At 72.4% G+C, this 21,603-nt stretch carries 21 protein-coding genes and 1 pseudogene; 18 read left to right on the forward strand and 4 right to left on the reverse strand.

Annotated elements, in window-relative coordinates:
• Positions 1–26: 26 nt before the first annotated feature.
• The 8 genes from ACWGDB_RS24275 (at position 27) to ACWGDB_RS24310 (ending at position 10,070) form a co-directional block, all read left to right on the forward strand.
• Positions 27–518, forward strand: a complete 492-nt coding sequence (locus tag ACWGDB_RS24275) for an RNA polymerase sigma factor (protein WP_453824319.1) — start codon at positions 27–29, stop codon at positions 516–518.
• On the forward strand, positions 502–1,017 hold the full coding sequence (locus ACWGDB_RS24280; protein WP_453824320.1) for a hypothetical protein: 516 nt from the start codon (positions 502–504) through the stop codon (positions 1,015–1,017). Before ACWGDB_RS24275 ends, ACWGDB_RS24280 begins: the two co-directional genes overlap by 17 nt.
• Positions 1,018–1,185: 168 nt before the next feature.
• On the forward strand, positions 1,186–2,655 hold the full coding sequence (locus tag ACWGDB_RS24285) for a hypothetical protein (protein ID WP_453824321.1): 1,470 nt from the start codon (positions 1,186–1,188) through the stop codon (positions 2,653–2,655).
• A gap of 106 nt (positions 2,656–2,761) precedes the next feature.
• On the forward strand, positions 2,762–4,006 hold the full coding sequence (locus tag ACWGDB_RS24290) for an AAA family ATPase (RefSeq protein ID WP_453824322.1): 1,245 nt from the start codon (positions 2,762–2,764) through the stop codon (positions 4,004–4,006).
• 239 nt (positions 4,007–4,245) lie between these two features.
• A complete protein-coding gene (locus ACWGDB_RS24295) occupies positions 4,246–5,529 on the forward strand; it encodes a vWA domain-containing protein (protein ID WP_453824323.1) in 1,284 nt (427 codons plus the stop codon).
• A gap of 210 nt (positions 5,530–5,739) precedes the next feature.
• Positions 5,740–7,950 carry an MMPL family transporter gene (locus tag ACWGDB_RS24300; RefSeq protein ID WP_453824324.1) on the forward strand — a complete coding sequence of 737 codons (2,211 nt, stop codon included), beginning with the start codon at positions 5,740–5,742 and terminating at the stop codon, positions 7,948–7,950.
• A 123-nt stretch (positions 7,951–8,073) separates the two neighbouring features.
• Entirely contained in the window at positions 8,074–9,321 is a 1,248-nt protein-coding gene (locus ACWGDB_RS24305) for a sensor histidine kinase (RefSeq protein WP_453824325.1), read from the forward strand.
• Between the two features lie 92 nt (positions 9,322–9,413).
• Positions 9,414–10,070, forward strand: coding sequence for a TetR family transcriptional regulator (locus tag ACWGDB_RS24310; RefSeq protein WP_453824326.1), 657 nt, complete (start codon positions 9,414–9,416; stop codon positions 10,068–10,070).
• A 111-nt stretch (positions 10,071–10,181) separates the two neighbouring features.
• On the opposite strand, the gene ACWGDB_RS24315 is transcribed toward ACWGDB_RS24310, so the two are convergent.
• The gene (locus ACWGDB_RS24315) at positions 10,182–11,828 is read right to left on the reverse strand and encodes an MFS transporter (protein ID WP_453824327.1); all 1,647 of its coding nucleotides are present in this window, start codon (positions 11,826–11,828) and stop codon (positions 10,182–10,184) included.
• A 119-nt stretch (positions 11,829–11,947) separates the two neighbouring features.
• Between ACWGDB_RS24315 and ACWGDB_RS24320 the strand changes: the two genes are divergently transcribed.
• From ACWGDB_RS24320 to ACWGDB_RS24335, 4 genes are all read left to right on the forward strand, one after another.
• The gene (locus ACWGDB_RS24320; RefSeq protein WP_453824328.1) at positions 11,948–12,643 is read left to right on the forward strand and encodes a helix-turn-helix domain-containing protein; all 696 of its coding nucleotides are present in this window, start codon (positions 11,948–11,950) and stop codon (positions 12,641–12,643) included.
• A gap of 14 nt (positions 12,644–12,657) precedes the next feature.
• Complete coding sequence (locus ACWGDB_RS24325) at positions 12,658–13,527, forward strand: LmeA family phospholipid-binding protein (protein ID WP_453824329.1); 870 nt, start codon at positions 12,658–12,660, stop codon at positions 13,525–13,527.
• Positions 13,528–13,651: 124 nt separating this feature from the next.
• A complete protein-coding gene (locus ACWGDB_RS24330; protein ID WP_453824429.1) occupies positions 13,652–14,911 on the forward strand; it encodes an SLC13 family permease in 1,260 nt (419 codons plus the stop codon).
• 4 nt (positions 14,912–14,915) lie between these two features.
• The gene (locus tag ACWGDB_RS24335) at positions 14,916–15,416 is read left to right on the forward strand and encodes a universal stress protein (RefSeq protein ID WP_453824330.1); all 501 of its coding nucleotides are present in this window, start codon (positions 14,916–14,918) and stop codon (positions 15,414–15,416) included.
• 49 nt (positions 15,417–15,465) lie between these two features.
• Here the strand turns inward: ACWGDB_RS24335 and ACWGDB_RS24340 are convergent, their stop codons facing one another.
• On the reverse strand, positions 15,466–16,017 hold the full coding sequence (locus tag ACWGDB_RS24340) for a tellurite resistance TerB family protein (protein WP_369272302.1): 552 nt from the start codon (positions 16,015–16,017) through the stop codon (positions 15,466–15,468).
• Between the two features lie 125 nt (positions 16,018–16,142).
• Positions 16,143–16,673, reverse strand: a complete 531-nt coding sequence (locus ACWGDB_RS24345; RefSeq protein ID WP_453824331.1) for a hypothetical protein — start codon at positions 16,671–16,673, stop codon at positions 16,143–16,145.
• A gap of 572 nt (positions 16,674–17,245) precedes the next feature.
• Here ACWGDB_RS24345 and ACWGDB_RS24350 point away from each other — a divergent pair.
• From ACWGDB_RS24350 to cutA, 3 genes are all read left to right on the forward strand, one after another.
• A complete protein-coding gene (locus ACWGDB_RS24350; protein WP_453824332.1) occupies positions 17,246–17,587 on the forward strand; it encodes a hypothetical protein in 342 nt (113 codons plus the stop codon).
• Positions 17,588–17,933: 346 nt separating this feature from the next.
• Complete coding sequence (locus ACWGDB_RS24355; RefSeq protein WP_453824333.1) at positions 17,934–18,368, forward strand: DUF4352 domain-containing protein; 435 nt, start codon at positions 17,934–17,936, stop codon at positions 18,366–18,368.
• Between the two features lie 81 nt (positions 18,369–18,449).
• Complete coding sequence (cutA, locus tag ACWGDB_RS24360) at positions 18,450–18,776, forward strand: divalent-cation tolerance protein CutA (protein WP_453824334.1); 327 nt, start codon at positions 18,450–18,452, stop codon at positions 18,774–18,776.
• A gap of 1 nt (position 18,777) precedes the next feature.
• On the opposite strand, the gene ACWGDB_RS24365 is transcribed toward cutA, so the two are convergent.
• Complete coding sequence (locus ACWGDB_RS24365) at positions 18,778–20,016, reverse strand: twin-arginine translocation signal domain-containing protein (RefSeq protein WP_453824335.1); 1,239 nt, start codon at positions 20,014–20,016, stop codon at positions 18,778–18,780.
• Between the two features lie 225 nt (positions 20,017–20,241).
• On the opposite strand from ACWGDB_RS24365, the gene ACWGDB_RS24370 reads away from it, so the two are divergent.
• The 3 genes and pseudogenes from ACWGDB_RS24370 (at position 20,242) to ACWGDB_RS24380 (ending at position 21,426) form a co-directional block, all read left to right on the forward strand.
• Positions 20,242–20,811, forward strand: a complete 570-nt coding sequence (locus ACWGDB_RS24370; protein ID WP_453824336.1) for a DUF6415 family natural product biosynthesis protein — start codon at positions 20,242–20,244, stop codon at positions 20,809–20,811.
• 56 nt (positions 20,812–20,867) lie between these two features.
• A pseudogene (locus ACWGDB_RS24375) lies at positions 20,868–21,176 on the forward strand (nSTAND1 domain-containing NTPase); the annotation flags it as partial.
• Between the two features lie 46 nt (positions 21,177–21,222).
• Positions 21,223–21,426, forward strand: coding sequence for an nSTAND1 domain-containing NTPase (locus tag ACWGDB_RS24380; protein ID WP_453824337.1), 204 nt, complete (start codon positions 21,223–21,225; stop codon positions 21,424–21,426).
• The last annotated feature ends 177 nt before the right edge of the window (positions 21,427–21,603 follow it).

Raw genomic sequence — 21,603 nt, forward strand, 5'->3', positions numbered from 1 at the left:
CAAGTTCCCCACGACCATGGAGAGCGTTGAAACGGTCCCGCGACAAGGCAGCGTCCGAGCTGTTCGCCGCCCTCTACCCACGCCTGGCCGGCTGGTGCCGCCGTCTCGTCGACGACGACGAGACGGCCCACGAGATCGCCTCGGAGGCCTTCACCCGGCTCTGGGCGCGCTGGAGCCGGGTGGAGGAGCCGCGCGGGTTCCTCTACGTCACCGCGGCGAACCTGGTCCGGGACCACTGGCGCAAGCTGGAGCGCGAACGGCGGGCGATACGCCGGGCCACGACGGAAGCCGCGGTCAACTCCCACACCGAGCAGGAGGACCCGTCCGTACGCCTGCTGGTCCAGTCCCTCCCCGAACGCCTCCGCGTCCCGATCCTGCTCCACTACTACGCTGACATGCCGATCCGGGAGGTGTCCGTGCTGACCGGACGAAAGGAAGGAACCGTCAAGGCCGACCTCCACGCGGCCCGCGAACTGCTCCGCGTCCACCTGAGGAGAAGCCTTGACCACACGCTTTGACGAGGACGCGGACGGTCCGGAGTCGTCCCCCGACGACCCGCTCGCGGTGATCCTCCGCCCCGCCACGCACTACCTCGCCCCACCCTCCGGCAGCTACCGGTCCATCCGCCGCCGGGCCGCACGCCGCCGGCTCGTCCGTGCTTCGATCGGGGCGGCCGTGACCTGCGCGGCCGCGCTCCTGGTCGCCCTCCCGCTCACCTCGGGAACCTCCGACGCCCCGCCCGCCCCGGCACCCCCGCTCGCACCCCCGCCCGCGACCGAGCGCACGACGCCTCCCACCCCGTCCCCGTCGCCGCCGCGCGCAACCTCACCGACGCCGACGGTGCCACCCGAGTCCGCGACCTCCGAGCCCACCCCGACATCCCGGCCCACCGACTCCCGCACGCCGAGCATGGCGGGCCCGCCCACGCCCGCTCCGTCGTCGGACGGGGCGCTGGCGTCGGTGGATCCGGGCACGGGAGGCGTGACGGCGAACGTGACGGGAACGCCAAGGCGTTAGCCGTGTGCGTGTCAGGCGGTCCGGGGCACGATGCTCACCGCGTGGCAGGCGAACCGGACCCCGGCGGAAAATGCCTCGCGGCTCCGCGCGGGTCGCGTTACGCTCGCCCGCGATGACGACTCACTCTGTTCACAGATTGGGGGACCCGTCCGCGCAAGGTGAGTGCTGATGAGCACTCAGATCGCGAACGGGAACACCCGGCTCTCCGAGCCTCCTGTTTCTGCCTTTCCCTCCCTGCCTTCCCTGCCTTCCTTCTGGCCGCGTGTGCGGGAGTTCGCCGTGCCGGCCGCCATGATCGAGACCGCTGCCGCGCGCCGGCTGGCGGGGGACTGGGCGGGGGCCTGTGCCGCCGCCGGCGTCGATGTCGATCTCGATCTGCGTTCTGTGGCGCGGGATCACGGCCGGGAGGCCGCCGCCTGCCTTCGTAGCGACCTACGGAACCTCGCCCCCGACCTGCTGCGCTGGCACATGCCGAGGATCGCGCCCGACGGGCTGTTGCGGCCGGGGCTGACTCTCGCGCTGGCCAAGTACGGTGGCGGGGAGCGGGGTTGCCAAGGTCCCCTGCACCTCGTCGTGCGGACTCCTCCTGCTTGGGCCGATGCCGGGCAGCGGATCAGTCTCGGGCTGTGGCAAAGGGCTCCGAACCCCCGCACCGCACACCCGCATCCGCGTCCCAGCCGGCGGTTCCGCTTCGATCTGCACCGGCATCTGTGGGATGCGCGGCGGGTCGGTGAGCTGCGGATTCGGGCCGGTGCGGGGCTGCCCGACGGTGACCGGCCCGGACTGGATCCGGATCTGCCCGGGCCTTTGCGCTACGGGCGTGGCTGTGCCGTTGACCGGTGGGCCGACGAGGCGCGGTTGCTGCTTCGCGCCGAAGGGCGGTCCGGTGGGACCGTGCTCGTGCGGTTGGGGGGACGGCATCGGCTGGTCCTGGAACTGGAGGGCGAGCTGGACCGGGACGGGGACGGGGACTGGTTCGGTGGCGCCGGGCCGGCGGTGATGCGGATCGCGGCGTCCACCAGGAGGAGTCCCGGTGCGCTGCCGGTGTTGCCCGACGCGGCGACCTGGGTGCTGCCCGACCTGGAGTTGCTGCGCGTCGGTGCGGTCGACGCCGATCGGCTGCATCCGCTGGTCGCCCCGGCCCTCGTACCGGATGGTCCGCCGCCGGCACGGCCCTTCCCGGCTCCGGACCGGGCAGGGCGGCCACGCCTCGTCGAGTGCCGGGGGGCCCGGCATCGGATCGGTCCGGTCGACGGGGTACTGGCTCCGCTCGACCACGACCCCGCCGAGATCCGGCGGGAAGAACTGCTGGCCTCCCTCACCGGCACGCCGCTGCCCTGTCTCCAGGCCATCGACGAGGCGCACCGGCATCCGGAGTGTCTGCCCGACGTCCGCGAACGGCTCTGGCACGGCGACACCGCCGGCGCGCTGGCGGTCGTCGAGGGGCTGTTGGGTCCGGACGCGGTGCTGCGTGACGGTGCGTTGCGGGACGAGCTGCAGGCCGCCGCGCGCCGACGCCTGACCTACGGGCTCTTCCGGGCCGGGTTGATCGGTCCCGGTCCGGGCCGGGTCCCGTACGACGAGCGTGGCCGGCCCCGTGAGCAGCGCGGGCATCCACGGCACGCGGCACGTCGCTGACCCTGCGCCGCGCGGCATCTCCTCCGGGCCTTGATGCGCCCTCGCTCCGCACCTCGTCTCGCCCCACCCATTCACCCACCCTCACAAGACCCACAGGTGACCTCACATGCCCACATGCACCCGGAACGAGCCGGCAGTGTCCCAACTCGACGTCGCTGCCGACCTGTTGACCCTCCTGCGCGACACCACCACCGAACCCCGCCCCGACGTTCAACTGGAGGCCCTCACCCTGGCGGTGGCCGCCGACCTGCCCGTCCTTCTGTGGGGTGAGCCGGGGATCGGCAAGACCGCCGCGCTCACCCAACTCGCCGACACCCTGGGCCTTCCGCTGACCACGGTGATCGCCAGCGTCCACGAACCGTCCGACTTCTCGGGGTTGCCCGTCGTCGGCGACGACCCCGCGGAACAGGGAGTTCCGATGGCGCCGCCGGACTGGGCCGTGCGGCTGGTGAAGGCCGGGCGGGGGCTGTTGTTCCTGGACGAGTTGTCGACCGCGCCGCCGGCTGTCCAGGCCGCGCTGCTGCGGCTCGTGCTGGAGCGGCGGATCGGGGCGTTGCGGCTGCCGCCGGGCGTGCGGATCGTGGCCGCCGCCAACCCGCGGTCCTCGGCGGCGGACGGGTGGGAGCTGAGCGCGCCGCTGGCCAACCGGTTCGTGCATCTGCAGTGGACCCATGACCACGAGGTCGTCGTACGCGGACTGGGTGGCACCTGGCCACGGGCGACCCTGCCGCGGCTCGACCCGGAGAAGCTGGCGGGGGCCGTGGACTTCGCCCGGCGCGCCGTGTGCGGGTTGCTCTCCGGGCGGCCGGGGCTGGTGCACCGTTTGCCGAGCGGCGAGGCGCGGCGGGGCGGGCCGTGGCCCTCGCCCCGGAGCTGGGAGATGACACAGTGCCTGGTCGCCTTCGCCACCGCTGCCGGGGCCTCGCGGGAGGTGCTCTCCCTGCTGGTGCGGGGGACGGTGGGGGACGGGCCGGGCCTGGAGCTGCTGGCGAGCGTGGACCGGATGGATCTGCCGGACCCCGAACTGCTCCTGGCCGACCCCGCGGGGGCCGAGCTGCCCGAGCGGGGGGATCTGCGGCAGGCCGCGCTGGACGGGGTGGTCGAGGCGGTCCGGGCGCGGCCGGACAAGTCCCGCTGGGACGCGGCCTGGGCGCTCCTGGTCCGAGCCGTGGAAACCGGCCCCCCGGACCTCGTCGTCGTCCCCGCCACCACACTCGCCTCCCTCCGCCAGGAGCACTGGGACGTACCGGCGACCATCGACCGGCTCGCCGGAGTGGTGTCCCTGTCCCTACGCGCCGACCACACGGCGGCACGGACAGCGGCGGTCGCGGCGCAGGCGGGGCGGCGATGAGCGAGGGTGAGGCGGGGGTGCGCCGGGAGGTGCCCGGGTCCGTGGAGGTGGGGACGTCGAGCGTGAGTTCGCCGGGGGCGCTCGCTCGGCCGCTGCGGTCCGGTGGGGCGGAGCTGTCGAGGTCGGCGGGTCCGGCCGGGGCCTGTCGTGACGCCGTGCAGCCTGCGCAGGGCGGGTCGGTGAGCGGGGATGAGGCGGGGGTGCGCCGGGAGGTGCCCGGGCCCGTGGAGGTGGGACCGATGAGCGGCAGCAACCCGTCACGCGCCGCCCACCCGCCACCCCAACCCCTGGACCGGGAAAAGCTCTTCGCCGCCCGCCTCCATGCCGCTCGGGTTCGCCCCTATCTGGCCACGGCCCTCTTTGCCCTGCACGTGGTCGAGTCGTGGCGGGTGCCGACGATGGCGGTGGACCGGCACTGGCGGTGCTATGTGTCGCCGGGGTTCGTGGCGCGGACGCCGGTGGAGGAGTTGGCCGGGGTATGGGTGCACGAGGTGTCGCATCTGCTGCGGGATCATCACGGGCGCGGCGACCGGGTGGCGCGTGAGCGCGGGCTGACGGGGCCCGGGGAGCGGCTGCGGATGAACATCGCCGCGGACTGCGAGATCAACGACGACGTCTACGGCGACGGGCTCGCCCGGCCCGACGGCGCCGTCGAACCGGCGACGCTGCGCCTGCCCGAGGGTGAGCTCATGGAGGACTACCTGCGGCAGTTCCGGCTGGGACCGCGTACGCAGGATCTCGCCTGGCTGGACTGCGGCAGCGGGGCCGACGGCCTGGAGCGGGAGTGGGATCTGGGGGCGGACGGCGCGCAGGGGCTGAGCGCGCAGGAACGCGACGCCGTCCGGTTCCGGGTCGCGCAGGGCATCACCGGGCGGCCGGGCAGCGCCTCGCAGGGGTGGCAGCGGTGGGCCGCGGAGGCGTTCCATCCGCCGCAGCCCTGGCGGGAGTTGCTGGGGGCGGCCGTGCGGTCGGCCGCCGGTGGCCCCGGTGCCGGCGAGGACTACACCTACGGCCGCCCGTCGCGCCGCTCCGCCTCGGTGCCCGGCGCCGTCCTGCCGAGCCTGCGGCGCAGGCCGCCCCGCGTCTGTGTCGTCATCGACACCTCCGGCTCGGTCAGCGACGCCGAACTGGGCAGCGCCCTGCTGGAGGTCGCCGCGATCTCCCGGGCCGTGGGCGGGCGCCGGGACCTGGTCGGCGTGGTGTCGTGCGACGCGGCGGCCCAGGGCGTGCACCGGGTGTGCCGTGCCGAGGGAATTCCGCTGGTCGGGGGCGGGGGAACGGATCTGCGCGCGGGCTTCGCCAGGGCACTGCGCGCGCAGCCCCGGCCCGATGTCGTCGTGGCCCTGACCGACGGCCAGACACCCTGGCCGAGCACGCGGCCGCCGTGCCGGACCGTGGTGGGGCTGTTCCCCCGGCAACGGACGGCCCGCTCCTGGGACGAGGACGATCCCGAGTACGTACCGGACGCACCGCCGGCGTGGGCGCGCGTGGTCGAGATCGGGTCGGTGGGAGCGGGCCGGTGAGCCCCGGGCGGGAGGCACGGGCGGGAGGCACGGGCGTGAGACCCCGGGGTGAGAACCGGGGCGTGGGCCGTCGTACCCACGGCTGACCCACCTCGGTGCCGTACTGCGTTCTCAGTACCCCCGATTGTCGGCAGCCGCACGACGACAGGGCACCCCCGCTCCGGACAGCCTGGGCACACGTTCGAGTCCCAGATGTGGAGACCCCCTGCCGTGGCTACTTTCCTGTATCGAGTGGGCCGTCTGGCCTTCCGGCGGCGCTGGTACGTCGCCCTGGTCTGGGCGGCCGTGCTGGCCGCCGTCGGACTGGGTGCCCTGAAGGCCCCGGGCGCCGTCGACGAGGAGTTCTCGATGCCGGGCATCGAGTCGCAGAAGGCGTTCGACCTGATGGAGGAGCGGTTCCCGGGGGCGACGGCGGACGGCGCCACCGCGCGGGTCGTCTTCGTCGCGCCGGGCGGGCAGAAGGTGACCGCCACCGAGAACAAGAAGGCCGTCGAGGACGCCGTGGCCGAACTCGGTGACGGGGCGCAGGTCGCGAGTGCCGTCGACCCGTTCCGGACGCAGGCCGTCAGCAAGGACGGCACGACGGCGTACTCGACCGTCACCTACAAGGTCGGGGCGAGCGACCTCACCGACGCGAGCAAGGCGCATCTGGAGCGGACGCTGACGCAGGCTCAGGAGTCGGGGCTGACCGTCGAGGCCGGCGGGACCGCGATGGACGACGGCGGTGGTCCGGGCGGGGCGGCCGAGGTCATCGGCGTCGCCATCGCCGCCGTCGTCCTGCTCGTCACGTTCGGGTCCCTCGCCGCAGCCGGGCTGCCGCTGCTGACGGCCGTCATCGGCGTCGGCGTCAGCATGGCCACGATCCTCACCCTGTCGAGCGCGCTCGGCCTGTCCACCACGACCGGCACCCTCGCCATGATGCTGGGCCTGGCCGTCGGTATCGACTACGCCCTGTTCGTCGTCTCGCGGTACCGGGAGGAGCGCGCCAAGGGACGTACGCCGCAGGAGGCGGTCGGGATGGCCGTCGGCACGGCAGGTTCCGCGGTCGTCTTCGCCGGGCTCACCGTCGTGATCGCGCTCGCCGGGCTCGCGGTGGTCGGCATTCCGATGCTCACCAAGATGGGCCTGGCCGCGGCGGGCGCGGTAGTCGTCGGCGTACTGATCGCGCTGACGCTGGTCCCGGCCTTTCTCGGCTTCTGGCCGAACGCGGTGCTGTCGCGGCGGGCCCGCAGGAGCGGCCGTATCGAGGAGAGCGTCGCCGACAACGGCGGCACCCGCTGGGCGCGGTTCGTGCTGCGCCGGCCCCTGCCCGTGCTGCTCCTCGGCGTCGTGGGGCTCGGGGCGCTCGCCGTGCCGATGACGGATCTGCAGCTGGGCATGCCCGGTGACGAGGCCAAGTCGACCTCCACCACCGAGCGGCGGGCCTACGACGCGCTCGCCGACGCCTTCGGGCCGGGCTTCAACGGGCCGCTGACCGTCGTCGTGGACGCCAAGGGGGACGCGGATCCGAAGGGCGCCGTCAGCACGATCTCCGAGGAGATCGGCGGCACGAAGGGGGTCGTGTCCGTCTCGCCCGCCCGCTTCAACGAGGCCGGGGACACCGCCGTCTTCTCGGTCGTGCCGTCCACCGCGCCGACCGACGAGAAGACCAAGGACCTGGTGACCACCATCAGGGGCGAGCGGGACGGAGTCGAGGCCGGGACGGGGGCCACCTTCGAGGTCACCGGCACCACCGCGATGAACATCGACATCGCCGACAAGGTGCAGGCCGCGCTGGTCCCGTATCTGATCGTCGTGGTCGGGCTGGCGGTCTTGCTGCTGCTGGTGGTCTTCCGGTCGCTGCTCGTGCCGTTGAAGGCGGCCCTCGGCTTCCTGCTGTCGGTGCTGGCCTCCCTCGGCGCGGTCGTCGTGGTCTTCCAGCAGGGGCACGGCGCCGAACTGCTGGGCGTGGAGCAGACCGGGCCGATCATGAGCCTGATGCCGATCTTCCTGGTGGGCATCGTCTTCGGGCTCGCCATGGACTACGAGGTCTTCCTCGTCTCGCGGATGCGGGAGGCGTACGTCCACGGTGAATCGCCCGGCCAGGCGGTCACGTCCGGCTTCCGGCACAGCGCCCGCGTGGTCGTGGCCGCCGCCCTGATCATGATCGCGGTGTTCGCCGGGTTCGTCGGGGAGAGCGACTCCATGATCAAGATGATCGGGTTCGGGCTCGCCTCCGCCGTGCTCTTCGACGCGTTCGTCGTACGGATGGCGATCGTGCCCGCGGTGCTCGCGCTGCTCGGCGACAAGGCCTGGTGGCTGCCGAAGTGGCTGGACCGGATCCTGCCCCGGGTCGACGTGGAGGGGGAGGCGCTCAGCGGGCGGTCCGCGGCGCAGCCCGCCCCGAGCGAGGCGGCCGAGCCGGTGGCGGCGCGCACCTGATCCGCCGGCCCACCCCCACCGGGACCGCCCGTGACGAAGGACACGGGCGGTCCCGTCGGCCGTTCGTACCGTCCGTACCCGCAGGCGTTCACCATGGACCCAGCCGACCAACCGGAGAGCATCATGAGCACCAGCCCGGAGCGGCGCTACGCGGACCGCATCGAGGAGTTCTCGGACCGCCACCCCCATGTCGTCGACGTGGTGCTGGTCGCGGCGCTGATGGGCTGCGCGTCCCTGGGCAGCATGCTCACCCTGCCCGGCGCCGACCCGCCGGACCAGGACAGGACCGCCGTCGCCTTCATGGGGGTGGCCTGCCTCGCCCTGCTGAAGCACCGCAGGCATCCACGCGTCGCCGTCGTCGTGGCGGCCGCCTGCACGGTGACCGTGATCGCGCTGGGGTATCTGCTCACCCCGCTGCTGCTGGCGCCCGTCATGGGGGCGTTGTACTGGCTGGCCACTCTCACCGACCGCCCGACGACCCGCGCCTACGGCGTGGCGACCATGGTGGCCGTGACCGTCGCGGCGGCGATCTCCGACAGCATGGACCACCTCTCGCTGCTGCTCAGGACGATCGGCCCGTTCTTCTGGCTGCTGCTGCCCCTCGCCGCCGGCAACATGACGCGGCTGCGGCGTGCCTATCTCCAGGCCGTGCAGGCCCGCGCCGAGCATGCCGAGCGCACCCGGGAGGAGGAGGCCAGGCTGCGGGTCACCGAGGAGCGGATGCGGATCGCCCGCGAGCTGCACGACGTCGTCGCCCATCACCTGGCCCTGGCCAACGCCCAGGCCGGCACGGCCGCGCACCTGGTGCTCACCAGCCCCGAGCAGTCGCAGAAGATCCTCACCGACCTGACCGGAACGACCTCCTCCGCGCTGCGCGAACTGAAGGCCACACTGGGTCTGCTGCGGCAGAACGGCGACCCGGACTCCGCCCCCCTGGAACCGTCCCCGGGGCTCGCCCGGCTGCCCGAGCTGGTCTCTGCGTGCGCGTCGGCGGGGGTCACCGTCACGGTGACCACGGAGGGGGAGCCGCAGCCGCTGTCCCCCGGAGTGGACCTGACCGCGTTCCGGATCGTGCAGGAGGCGCTCACCAACGTCACCAAGCACGCCACCGCGGAAGCCGCGACCGTACGGATCGGCTACTCCGATTCCCGGCTGCTGATCACGGTCGTCGACGACGGCCCCGCCGCAGCCGGTTCCGGCCCCGCGTCCGGGACCGGGGCGCTCCACGGCTTCGGCGTCATGGGCATGCGCGAGCGGGCCCACTCGATCGGCGGCGAACTCCACGCGGGCCCGCGCCCCGAGGGCGGCTTCGAGGTCGCGACCGCCCTGCCCCTGCAGCCGTACGGTGCCGGGGAGCGGGCGACTCCATGAGTGGCCCGCGCCCTCCGTGCGAGAATGCCGGTGCTCCACGTCCGTGTCCGCACGGTGTCCCACTTGCTCCGCGCTGATCCATCGAGGTTTCCGTGACCAAGCCCGTCGCCCGCGAGCCCCTGCGCCGCAACGCGCGGGCCAACCGGGCGCGCATCCTGGCCACGGCCCGCCGGGAGTTCGGCCGGAACCCGGACGTCACGCTGGAGGAGCTGGCGCGCGCCGCGGGTGTCGTACGGCGCACCCTCTTCGGGCACTTCCCCGGGCGCGAGGCGCTGTTGGAAGCCCTGGCCGAGGAGGCCTCCGAGAGTCTGCGCAGTGCGCTGGCCTCCGGTGTGCAGGCCGCTGAAGGGGAGCCCGCCGAGCGGTCGCTCGCCCGGCTCGCCTTCTCGATGTGGCCCGTGGGCGACCGCTACCGCCTGCTGCTGGCGCTGGCCCAGCGCGACCTGGGTGCGCAACGGGTGGCCGAGGTGCTGGCCCCGGCCCGCGCCACGGCCACGGCCATCCTGGAGCGGGGCCAGCGGGACGGCGTCTTCCACACCCACCTGCCGGCCGCCGCGCTCAGCGCCGGGTTGGAGGCGATGACGGTCGCGCTGCTGGAGTCGGTCAACACCGGAGTGCTGGAGGACGACGGCACCCGCGTCGCCATCGTCACCCTCATCGCGGCCGGCGTCCCGGAGGAACGGGCGCGGGCGGTGGCGGAGGCGGTCGCCCCGACGGTGGCCCCGGTGCCGGACGCGGCCGACGACTGAGCCGTCGTATCCCCCTTCTGACATGGGAAGGACGGTGCCGGGCGTCCCCTCCCGGCACCGTCCGGGGCCGTGTGCCGCTCAAGGCACGGCCCGTTCAGGGGTGGCTGCGTCTCAGACGACGCCGCCCGTGTGAGCCTCCTGCGAGTCGCCGGTCTCCTGCGTCTCCTGGGGCTCGGGCTTCTCCTGCGCGTCCTCCGAGCGGTGCTTGCCCGCCTTGCGGTGGCCGGGGAGGACGGCGAGGACGATCAGCGTGCCGGCGGCCATGATGATCCCGCCGGTCAGACTGGTCCGGGCGACACCGTGGGCGAAGGCCTCGTGGACGGCGTCGACGAGGGCCTGGGCCTGCTGGACGCCGCCGGCCGGGTTCTTCGCCACCTCCTGGGCCACCGCGAGTCCGCCGCCCACCGAGTCCTTGGCCGTCTCCAGCGCGGAGTGCGGCAGCTGACCACCGATCAGGTCCGAGAGCTTGTCGCGGTACGCCGTTCCCAGCAGCGAGCCGAGGACCGCGATGCCGAGGGCACCGCCCAGCTCCAGCGAGGTGTCGTTCGCCCCGCCGCCGACGCCCAGCTCGGACTCGGGGAAGGAGCCCATGATCGTGTCGGTGGCCGGGGACACGCTCAGGCCGATCGCGAAGCCCAGCATGATCAGCGACGCCAGGAAGTCGGTGTACGTCGAGCCCGACTCGATCCGCGTGAGCAGGAAGACGCCCGCCGTGCCGATCGCCATGCCGGCGACGACCATGGCCTTCACGCCGAGCTTCGGGGTCAGCCGCCCGGTCACCGCGGCGCCGGCGAAGACGGCGCCGGCCAGCGGCAGCAGCCGTACGCCGGTCTCCAGCGCGCCGTAGCCGAGGACGAACTGGAGGTACTGGGTGGCGTAGTAGAGCGAGCCGAAGGTGCCGAAGAAGAAGAACAGCACCGCGAGCATCGAGCCGCTGAAGGGCCGCTGGGCGAACTTGCGCACGTCCAGCATCGGGTGCGGGTGGCGCAGCTCCCAGGCGACGAAGGCCAGCAGTCCGACACCGGCGGCCATGGCCGCGGCGATCGGGCCGGCGCCCCAGCCGAAGTGCGGGCCCTCGATGGCCGCGTAGACGAGTGAGCCGACGGAGACGATGGACAGCAGCCCCCCGACGTAGTCGATCCGGCCCATCCCCGCCGCCTTCGACGGCGGTACGAGCGCCAGCGCGCCGACGACGGCGACGATCGCGATGGGCACGTTGATCAGGAAGGTCGACCCCCAGGCGTGGTCCTCCAGAAGCCAGCCGGCGACCAGCGGGCCCACGGCGATGGCGAGGCCCGAGGTGGCGGTCCAGCCCGTGATGGCCTTGGCGCGCTCACCGTGAGGGAAGATCGCGACCAGCAGGGACAGGGTGGCCGGCATGACGACGGCGGCACCGACGCCCATGACCGCGCGGGCGGTGATGACGAGCGCGGTCTCGTCGACCAGGCTGCCCATCACGGATCCGCCCGCGAAGATCAGCAGGCCCACGATCAGGGCGCCGCGGCGGCTGTACTTGTCGCCGATCGCGCCCAGGACGAGCATCAGCGCCGCGTACGGGACGGTGTAGCCGTCGATGACCCACTGCAGGTCGCTGCTGGTGAGGTCCAGATCCCGGGTCATGTCGGGCGCGGCCACGATCAGCGACGTGTTGGCCATGACGACGATCAGCAGGCTCAGGCAGAGCACGAGCAGTGCCCACCAGCGCCGTGTGTACGGCCCGGTCATCTTCTCGACGGGTGTGGTGGCAAGGAAGGGCACGGGGACTCCCAGGGGAGGTGAGTTATTTGCACATCACTGAGCAGACTAGTTTCTTGCCCGTCGATGTGCAAATATCGCGGTGAGCCCACCGACCCCTCCCTCCGCACCGAGGTGCCGACGTGACCAGCCCGACAGCCCCGCGCCCCGTACGCCGCCGCCGTACGACGCGTGCCACGCGCGCCCGCATCCTGGACGCGGCCCTGCGGGAACTGGGCCGCAACCCCGACTGCAGCCTCGGTGACATCGCCGAAGCCGCCGGGGTGGCACGGCGCACCGTCTACACGCACTTCACCGGCCGGGCGGCACTGGTGGAGGGGCTCGCGGGAGAGGCGGCGGAGGCGATACGCCTTGCCGTCGCCGATACGAGCGGAACGGGCCCGGGCGACCCCCACTCCGACCCCGACCCCGACCCCGACGCCAGCCCCGCGAGTGACCTCGCCCACTTCGTCCTCACCCTGTGGCCGGTCGGCGACTGCTACCGCACGCTGATGGGCCTCGCCCGCCAGGACCTGGGCAGCGAGCAGGTGAGCGACCTCCTCGCCCCGGCCCGCGAGCGGGTCGCCGGCATCCTCGCCGAGGGGCAGCGCCAGGGCGTCTTCCACGGCGCCGTACCGCCCGGCCCGCTCAGCGGCGCCATCGAGGCCCACCTGCTCGCCCTGCTCGGCACGGTCAACGCCGGGATCTGGGCCGACGACGGCACGGGTGCCGCCACCGCCGCGCTGATCGCCGCCGGAGTCGACAGCGACACAGCCGCCGTCACGGTCCGGCGGCGGCACGCCACCGACCGGATCCGTCCGCCCCACCGACCCCACTGAGGAGGCCCCCGCGCATGCGCCGGTCCCAACAGCACGGACACGACCACGACTACGGCCCCGACATCGACCACAACCCCGACTACGCCTACGAGTCGGCGTACGAGCCCTACGAGCCGTACACCCCGCACGAGCCGATGGATCCGAACGAGCCCCACCGCCCCCGTCCCCGCCGCGGCGGACGACGCGTCACCGCCGTCGCCGTCGCCGCCCTGCTCACACTGACCCTCCTGCCCGTCGCCGCCGATCGGTTCGTGGCGGCGCGCATCGAGTCACGTACGGCGAAGGCGTTCCAGGAGGGCATGGACACACCTGTCGAGCCCGAGGTGCACGTCCGCGGCTTCCCCGTCGTGACGCAGGCGGCGTCCGGCACCCTGGACCACGTCGACATCACCGCCCACGACATACCGGCCCGCGGGACCACGCGCCCGCTGCCGTTGAGCGAACTCTCCCTCCAGCTCGACGGGTTGACGAAGTCCGACGACGACAGCGAGGCACGGGCCCGCAGCGCGCAGGCCACCGCCTTCCTGTCGTACGCGGACGTCTCGAACGCGCTCGGGCTGGAGATCTCCCAGGGCCGCCGTCCGGGCCGGGTGAGCGCGGTCGTCCTCCTGCCCCTCGGCGAGGAGGTCACCGTGACGACGACCGTCTCGGCGGACTCCGCGAACCGCATCGCCTTCGATGACTTCACCGTCTCGGGCGGGGCGTTGCCGACCGTCGGGAGCGCGGTCCTCGACAAGGTCTTCGAGCGGCCGATCCAGCTGCGGAACATCCCCGAAGGGCTGCACCTGCGCTCGGTCACCCCCACGGCCGACGGTCTCAGCGCCCGCTTCTCGGGCCGCGCGGTCACCTTCCGGCCGGAGGGGGAGCCGCAGGGCGACGCCTGACGGTCCGCCGGCGTGGGTCCGCCGGGGCGTCGGGGAGTCGGCGTCAGGTCCGGCTCACCTTCACGGAGTACCGTGCGGCGTGATCCACCGGCGGCCCGGCCGTCGCTGCACGGAAGGACCGAACCTGAACACCCCGCTCGCCGAGACGCTGTCCGTGGCCATGCTCGTGCTCGTGCTGGTCTGTGCCGTCGTCCGTCCCTTCAACTGGCCGGAGGCCGTGGTCGCCGTGCCGGCCGCGGCGCTGGTGGTCGCGACCGGCGCGATCTCCCCGGGCCACGCGCTGGACGAGGCCGAACAGCTCGGGCCGGTGATCGGCTTCCTCGCGGCCGTCCTGGTCCTCGCCCAACTCTGCGACGACGAGGGGCTGTTCCAGGCGTGCGGGGCGTGGATGGCGCGTACGGCCGCCGGCCGGCCCCGTCGCCTGCTGATGCAGGTGTTCCTGGCCGCGTCGGCGATCACGGCCGTACTGAGCCTGGACGCCACGGTGGTGCTGCTCACGCCGGTGGTGTTCGCGACGGCGGCCCGGCTCGGGGCCCGCCCCAAGCCGCACGTCTACGCCTGCACGCACCTGTCCAACACGGCCTCCCTGCTCCTGCCGGTGTCCAACCTGACCAACCTGCTGGCGTTCGCCGCCAGCGGGCTCAGCTTCACCCGGTTCGCCGCGCTGATGGCGCTGCCGTGGGTGGCCGCGATCGCCGTGGAGTACGTGGTCTTCCGGCGCTTCTTCGCCACCGACCTGGACGCCGGGGCGCAGGCCCCGCACACCGCCGACGCCCCCGAACTGCCGTTGTTCGCCCTGGTGACCGTGGGGTGCACGCTGGCCGGGTTCGTGCTGACGTCGGCCGTCGGCATCGATCCGGCCTGGGCGGCCCTGGCCGGCGCGGTGGTCCTCGCCGTGCGGGCCCTGCTGCGGCGCAGCACATCCCCCAAGGCGTTGCTGCGGTCCGTCTCGGTGCCGTTCCTGGCCTTCGTGCTGGCGCTCGGGATCGTGGTCCGCGCGGTCGTCGACAACGGGCTCGACACGGCCCTCGGCCATCTCATCCCCGACGGCACGGGGCTGGCGGCCCTGCTCGGGATCGCGGCGCTGGCCGCCGTACTGGCCAACGTCATCAACAACCTGCCCGCGGTGCTGGTCCTGCTGCCACTGGCCGCCGGCTCCGGCCCCGGCGCGGTCCTCGCGGTGCTGATCGGGGTGAACATCGGCCCCAACCTCACCTACGCCGGCTCGCTTGCCACGCTGCTGTGGCGGCGTATCGTCCACGCGCATGACGCGGAGGTGGAGCTGGGGGAATTCACCCGGCTCGGTCTGTACGCCGTACCGGCGAGCCTCCTCGCCGCGGTGCCGGCACTGTGGGCCTCACTGGCCGTGATCGGAGGAGGCTGATCCCATGGCGGTGGTCGTCTGGATCGTCGAGGGCACCTGGCCCGCCTGCGTGGACGCCGCGCGCCGGCACGCGCCCGAGGATGCCGAGGTCGTCCTGCTGCACGTCACCGGGCACGAGGCCGCGGACGTCGCGCACGGCGCGTTCGCCGGACTGCTCGGCCGGGGCCACCCCGAGCGCGATCCCGGCACCCGCGTCGAGCACCTCGCCGCCGCCTCCGCCGAGAGCCTCCTGCAGGCGGCCGCCGAGCGTCTCGACCGCCCCTGCACGCGCGTCGAGCGCTCCGGCCGCGTCGAGCGCGAGGTCGTCGCCGCGACGGAGGGCGCCGAACTGCTCGTCCTGGCCCGGGACGGCGACCGCGCCACCCTCGGCCCCCACAGCCTCGGCCCCGCAAGCCGCTTCGTCGTGGACCACGCCCCCTGCCCACTCTTGCTGGTCTGGCCGGAGCCGGCCCCCGACCTGACGACCATGCCGCCCCCGCCGCCTCATCCTCCACACCACGGGTAGCACCTGCGGGGCCTGAGGAGCGGGGGCAAGCGAGTGAACAGTGCCGGCGTCAGAGGCCGAATTCCTGCGGGGACAGGCCGAGCGTCGAGCAAGCCTCGCGCAGGACCTGCTCCTCCGCCGGTGCGATGTAGCCGTCCGCGCCCGCCACGACGAAGCCGGTCTGGACGACCGCCCGGGCCTCCGTCGGCTTCTTCGCGGCCTTGGCGATCTCCTGCAGGGCCTCGGCCTTGCCCTGCTGGAAGTTGAAGGACAGCTGGTCGACGTGCTTGTTGAAGCGCTGCCGCAGCTGCTCGGACGGGAAGTTCTGCAGGACGTCGTTGTTCAGGATCAGCGACTCCACATGCTGGCGCTCGGCCGGGTCGACATTGCCGTCGGCGGCGGCGACCAGGGCGCACATGGCCATGCTGGCGTCACGGTAGGCGCCGCTCTTCAGCTCCGTCTTGAGGGAGGTGAGCTGGGTCTTGAGCGCGCTCACCAGCTGGGCCTTGGATCCTCCCGAGGACCCGGAACCCGGCCGCCCGTGCCCGCCTGAGCTCCGCCCGGCCTGTGCCTGCTGCTGCAGACCCTTGGCCTGGTCCTTGATCCGATCCCACATCGCCATCCGTGCCACCTCGGCTTCAGCCCATGTCGTTCAGGTCGACTGCGTGTGTTGCATGTGTTCCGTGTGTCCTCCTGCAAACGTCCACCGGCCCTCGGGAGTTCCTGGGCCGGCGGACGCATGCGAGGTCACCGCTCGACGACCGGCCGGAAGGCGTCCCGCACACCCGACTCGGACGCGGAGACGAACTGGTCGCCCGGCCCGAGGCCGTAGCCGCCGTTGTACTCGTAGTACAGCGTCCGCGGGCAGCTCGTGCCGCCGATCTGCACCGAGCGCGGGTCGAGGCGCTTTCCGGTGCGCAGCTCGTACACCTTCAACGGGATCTTGACCTTGTGGAAGGTCACCTCGTGGGGGAGGTACTCGGACCTGTCGTTCTCGTAGGAGCAGGTCTCGACGGCGGCCCCGTTCTCGGCCGTGTCTGCGCAGACCACGAGCGCCGCCTTGTTCGGGTCGCCGGTCCGCCAGCCGCCGGGGAGCCGCCCGGTGTAGTCGAACTCGTCCGACCCCTGGGGCGGCGGGTCGCCCCAGCCGTACCGCTCGGCGACGGTGGGAGCCGGAGGGACGGGCGCGGCGTTCACCGTGGCCGCGGTGAGCGTCAGCCCGAGGGCCGCCGCGCCGAGCACCACGGCGAGGTGCCGGGCGCGAAGTCGTCGGTGCATGGCCTCCCTTCAGCGTGTTGGGTACGGACGAAGGGAGCGGCGGCCGAGTCCTCCCCCCTTGCGGGGGCTCGGACCGCGCCATGGCCGTCGCGGCCACGTCCCACGACCAGTCGACCGCTGTACGGGGTTGTTCGGCAGGCCCGCTTCCGGCACCGAGCAAACGGGAGGCGCCGACCTCGCCAAGCGCGGTCCGCCCTCGGCATCATCGCCGTCCACGCCGCGCAGCGGCCCGACGCGAGTCCTGCCGCCGGGCATCAGCGCGAACGCCGTCCTGCCCTTCTGCTTGAAAGTGGTGGGGCACGCCGTCAACGACAGGGACCTTGGTACCGGCGCCTCCAAGTCGGGCATCCGCGCGCCGATGTTCAGCCGCTCCGACCGCGGCATCTGCCGAGTGTCCGGCGAGGGCGACCGAACCGATCAACGTCGCGGCCGCGTCCGGCGACGGCACGGCCGTGAGGGCCTCTCACGTCCTTGCCTGTCACTCGCGGGTGGCAATACACCGGGAAAACCCTGACAAACGCTCGTAACACCAGCACACTGCCCACACGCCATCGACACCACGGGAGCCGCGTATGACCAGCAACCCCTACTTCAATCAGCCCTTGACGCCAGCCCGGCCGCGCATGTTCAACTCCACGGTCGCCAAGGTCATCTGGGTACTGGTTCCGATCGTGACCGTCGGTCTCGCGGCCGCAGTCCCCTTCGTCGTCGCCGCCGTCAAGGGTGTGGTGAAGCCATGGCTGGCCATCGCCTACATCGTGGGGGAGATCGCCGTGTTCTCCATCGCCTTCGCGATCAGTCCCAACCCCGATTCCACCAGCCCAGTGCCCGGGTTCCTCATGGTCCTTCTGATCATCACCGCTGCGACGCACACCGCGCTCCTCGACAACGACAAGGTCAGCATCGGGAAGTAGGCCGTACGCTTTCGCCGATTGATCCAGACCGTGTGGTGCTCACGCCGTCAGCCCCGGCCTCGTTGCTCTTGCGATTGGCGGGGCAGGGTCCGTGTCCGGATGCGCCCCCGGAGCGCATCGTGGTGCGTGACTCAACAACGCGACCACATGACGCTGATGAGTCCTTCACCGGCACATGATGCCCTCTCCAGTACGCACGTCCAGGGGGACTATGCGCACCCGCACCGTCATCGCCGCCTGCCTGCTATTCGCAGGCCTCACCTCCAGCTGCTCGTCCGACGAAACCGATGAGCCGACCGTCGGGAAAGCCTCGGCCACGAAGTTGGACGGTTCAACCCCGAGCCCCATGTCGTCACCCAGGCTGGAGACATACAAGCTCGGCGACATCGTCGACATCAGCGCAGATGACAAAGACTTCTCGGCGGCCACGATCATCTACAAGGACAAGGGCGTCGCCAGCCCGCCGGGTCTTCTGCACGATGGGCAGAAGTTCGCGACGGTCCAGGTGAAGGTGTGCAACCGCAGTGACGAGCCGATCGAGGTGAGTCCGTTCACATGGTCCCTCGCTTACCAGGACGGGGCGCGGGTGGAGCCGACGCACGTGAGCGGGAGCGGCCTGCCCCAGCCGATGTACCCCCTGGACGCGAAGGTGCGGGGTGGGGACTGCGTGCGCGGCTACATCCTGTTCGAGGTGCCCGAGGAGTTCGGCCGGGCCGAGCGGGTGCTGTACTCGCCGGGGGATTTGGATGAGCCGGTGGAGTGGACAGTCCCGAAGGCGTAGCAAGAGGCCCACCGCCACGGCCCACTACGGCCGCGTGGGGGGCCTTTCACATGGTCATGGACGCCGCATACGCTCCCGCCCATGGCTGACTACCTCCAGGTATCCACAGCGACTCCTACCCGCGACCAGGCCATCGACCTCGCCCGCACGGCCGTCGCCGAACGGCTCGCCGCCGGCGCGCAGATCATCGGCCCCGTCACGTCCGCGTTCTGGCACGACGGCGAGTTCGGCACCGGCGAGGAATGGCAATTGCTGCTGAAGACCACCCGAGCCCGCTACCCGGAACTCGAGATCCACCTGTTGGCGAACCATCCATGGCGGAACCCGGAGATCGCCGCCGTGGCGATCGAGACCGGCGCGAAGGGCTGCCTCGACTGGATCACCGCGAACACCAGCCCTGCCGAGTAGCTCAACTGCGAGCCATGCCCAGGACGTCGGCGACCACGGGCAGCGCTTGGTGCTCGCCGAGCCGTCGCAGTACCGGCGCCAGCCGCTCGCGCGGGCGTACGGACGCGACCCCGGAGGACAGGTTGAGCGCGCGGCCCGTTACCGTGGCCGCCTGCTCGATCTCCCCGGCGGCCAGGTAGGAGTCGGCGAGCCACGTCAGATACAGCGCCTTGTCCCGCGCGTGTGAGTCGTCGTACCGGGCGAGCGCTGCTTCGAGGACGGGCACCGCCCGCAGCGGGCGGCGAAGCGCCGTCCAGCACCGGCCGGACATGATCTGCAGCTCAGTCTCGTCGACCCACGCCGCCCAGTCGGGTTGGGGCAAGCCGTCGACCTCGGCGAGCGCGTAGCGAGCGGCGTCCAGGGCACGCTCCGCCTCGTCGGCCCGGCCCGCCACCGCGTGCGCCCAGGCGAGCCGCTCGTGGAGCAGGGCCCGCACCCCTGGTGCCGCGTCCCGGCCGGCCATGGCACACGCTCGGGCGGCGGTCTGCACGGCGTTGTGCCGGGTCTGCTGGTCTCCACACAGTCCCAGGTACGCCAGGAAGGCGAGCGCGTTCCCGGCGAGCGCGGCATCGCCGCCATCGACCGCGGCCTTATGGCTGGCTTCGTACAGGCCCCGCGCCTCGGCATGCCGCCCGCCGTCGAACGCCGCCCAACCGGCCTGCTGAGCCTGCTCGGAGAGCACAGACAACAGCCTGCGGCCCGTCTCTTCGGTATACGAGCCGCGGAACAGGAGCGTTCTGGTGGCCTGGTACTCGCCGAGGTAGGTGCGGTAGGTGTCGCCGCCGCCGAGGACGTCGTCGAGGCGGCGCAAGCGGGCCGCGCGCTGCCGTAGTCGCTCGGGCAGATCGTCGGCGATTCGGCCACCGTCCGAGGGCCGGGAGAGTTCGGGGAGGCCCACGGCGAGGCCCGCGGCAGCGGATGTCTTGAGGAACTCCCGACGTCCCGCATCCGCCGAGCCCGCGGGCGCCCCCTCCCACGGGCGCCGGGCCAGCCCCACCATGTGACCAGGGATACGCAACGCATCGGCGATGGCGACGATCTTCTCGAAGGTAGCGACCTTGCCCTGTCCCCTGGCCAGCGTTCCCACGCGCTCCGGCTTGATGCCGCACTCAGCCGCGATCATCGAGTAGCTGATGCCCGCCTCGGCGCGGGCGACGTGGATCACGGTGCCGAAGTCGTGCGCAGCAAGCGCAGATCGCACGTCCGGGCGCTCAAGTAGTTTCCGAGGAAGCGCGGTTGGGGGCACGTGACGGGACATGAGGCGCCTCATCGCGCTCGGTGACGGCGTGGTCTGTCGTGAGGGTACCCATCATGGGTACCTCTCGGAGGGAAGTCAGAAGCCTTACGTGCACCGAAGGTTGAGGCCTGAGACCCCGGCGAGGTGTTGGCCTCCCCGGCCGTGGCCCATGCTGACTGGAGCGCCGACATGGCAACAGATACCCCCCACCTTCCCGCTCCGGCAGACCAGGGCTCGGCCGATCCGCCGGACATCCTCACGATGCGCGCCAGTGTGCGCCGACTGCTCGGGCCGGATGACGCCCCGGATGCGCTGCCACCCAACGCCGGCGAACTCGACACGATCACCCTCACCCTGCGCGGGCACCTGGCACTGATCATTCCCGAGGTGGAGCGGGCAGTCGGCCCGCGGCCCAAGGACACTTCGACGTTCTGTGCCCTGGGGTGCGTTGGCGAGGCCCGCGGGAAACTGCGTCACATGCCGGGCGCGACATGGGAGTCCCGGGTTGTCCATGCCCGACGACTGGCCCGCGTCTTGAACGCCCTGTGCGATCACTACGAGCGGCTCGCCATCAAGGGCGAGACACGCGAGCAAACCGCCCTGCGGCGCCTGGGTGAGCACTCCGTGAAGTGCGCGGCCTGCCGAACCTTGGACGATGACGGAGCGAACGTGAACCTGCCCTGCGTTGAGGGCGAGGGCCTGTACGACGCGTACCGGCAGGCACGCCGCGCCAAGAACTTACCGATGTGTCATCCGTGACATGACATCCAAGCTCCCGTCATGCCGGTGACGGGAGAGGGAGCTGCCTTCCCATAGTGGGGCCGGGGAATCGGCGCTGGTGCGAGGTTTCGGACGAGCTGGCCGCCGCGGCCCACGACGGCTCCCGGCCGCCATACCGTGGCCTGACCCGGTTTGAACCGGGCGACGCCGATCTGGTCCTGGGCCGCGACCAGCTTCTGGAGCGGCTCACCGAGCTGAAACGCAAACACCGCTACACGACCGTATTCGGCCCCTCCGGCAGCGGCAAGTCCTCCCTGCGCCGCGCCGGGTTGATCCCCCGGCTGCGCCGCCCGGCGCCGACGCGGACGGCGACCCCGGGACGCGCCTCCCGCGGCCCTACGCATCCTCACGCCCGGCGCGGACCCGCTGCGCACCCACGCCGAGCGGCTCGTGCCCGTACCGGACACCGATGCCGACACCTGGCTGATCGTCGACCGGTTCGAGGAGCTGTACACGCTCGGCGCCGACCCGGCCGACCGGGACGCCTTCATCGACCGCCTCGTCGCCGCCACCGACGCCGGCAGCCGGCTGCGGGTCGTCATCGCAGTGCGGGCCGACTTCCTCGGCCGGTGTGTGCCGAACACCCCAGTCTGACGGCCGCGTTGCGGGACGCCACGCTGCTCGCCGGGACATGTGCGAGGGGCGGCAGGAGCGGGCAGCGGCGGCCTTCCGCGGATGGCGCTCGGGTCGGCTCAGGGGGGTCGTGAACCTCAGCACCGCGCCCTCCTTGTCGTGTGCGACGACGGTCGCCTTAAGCCGGTCGCCGAAGCC

The organism is Streptomyces sp. NPDC055013 (assembly GCF_053608645.1).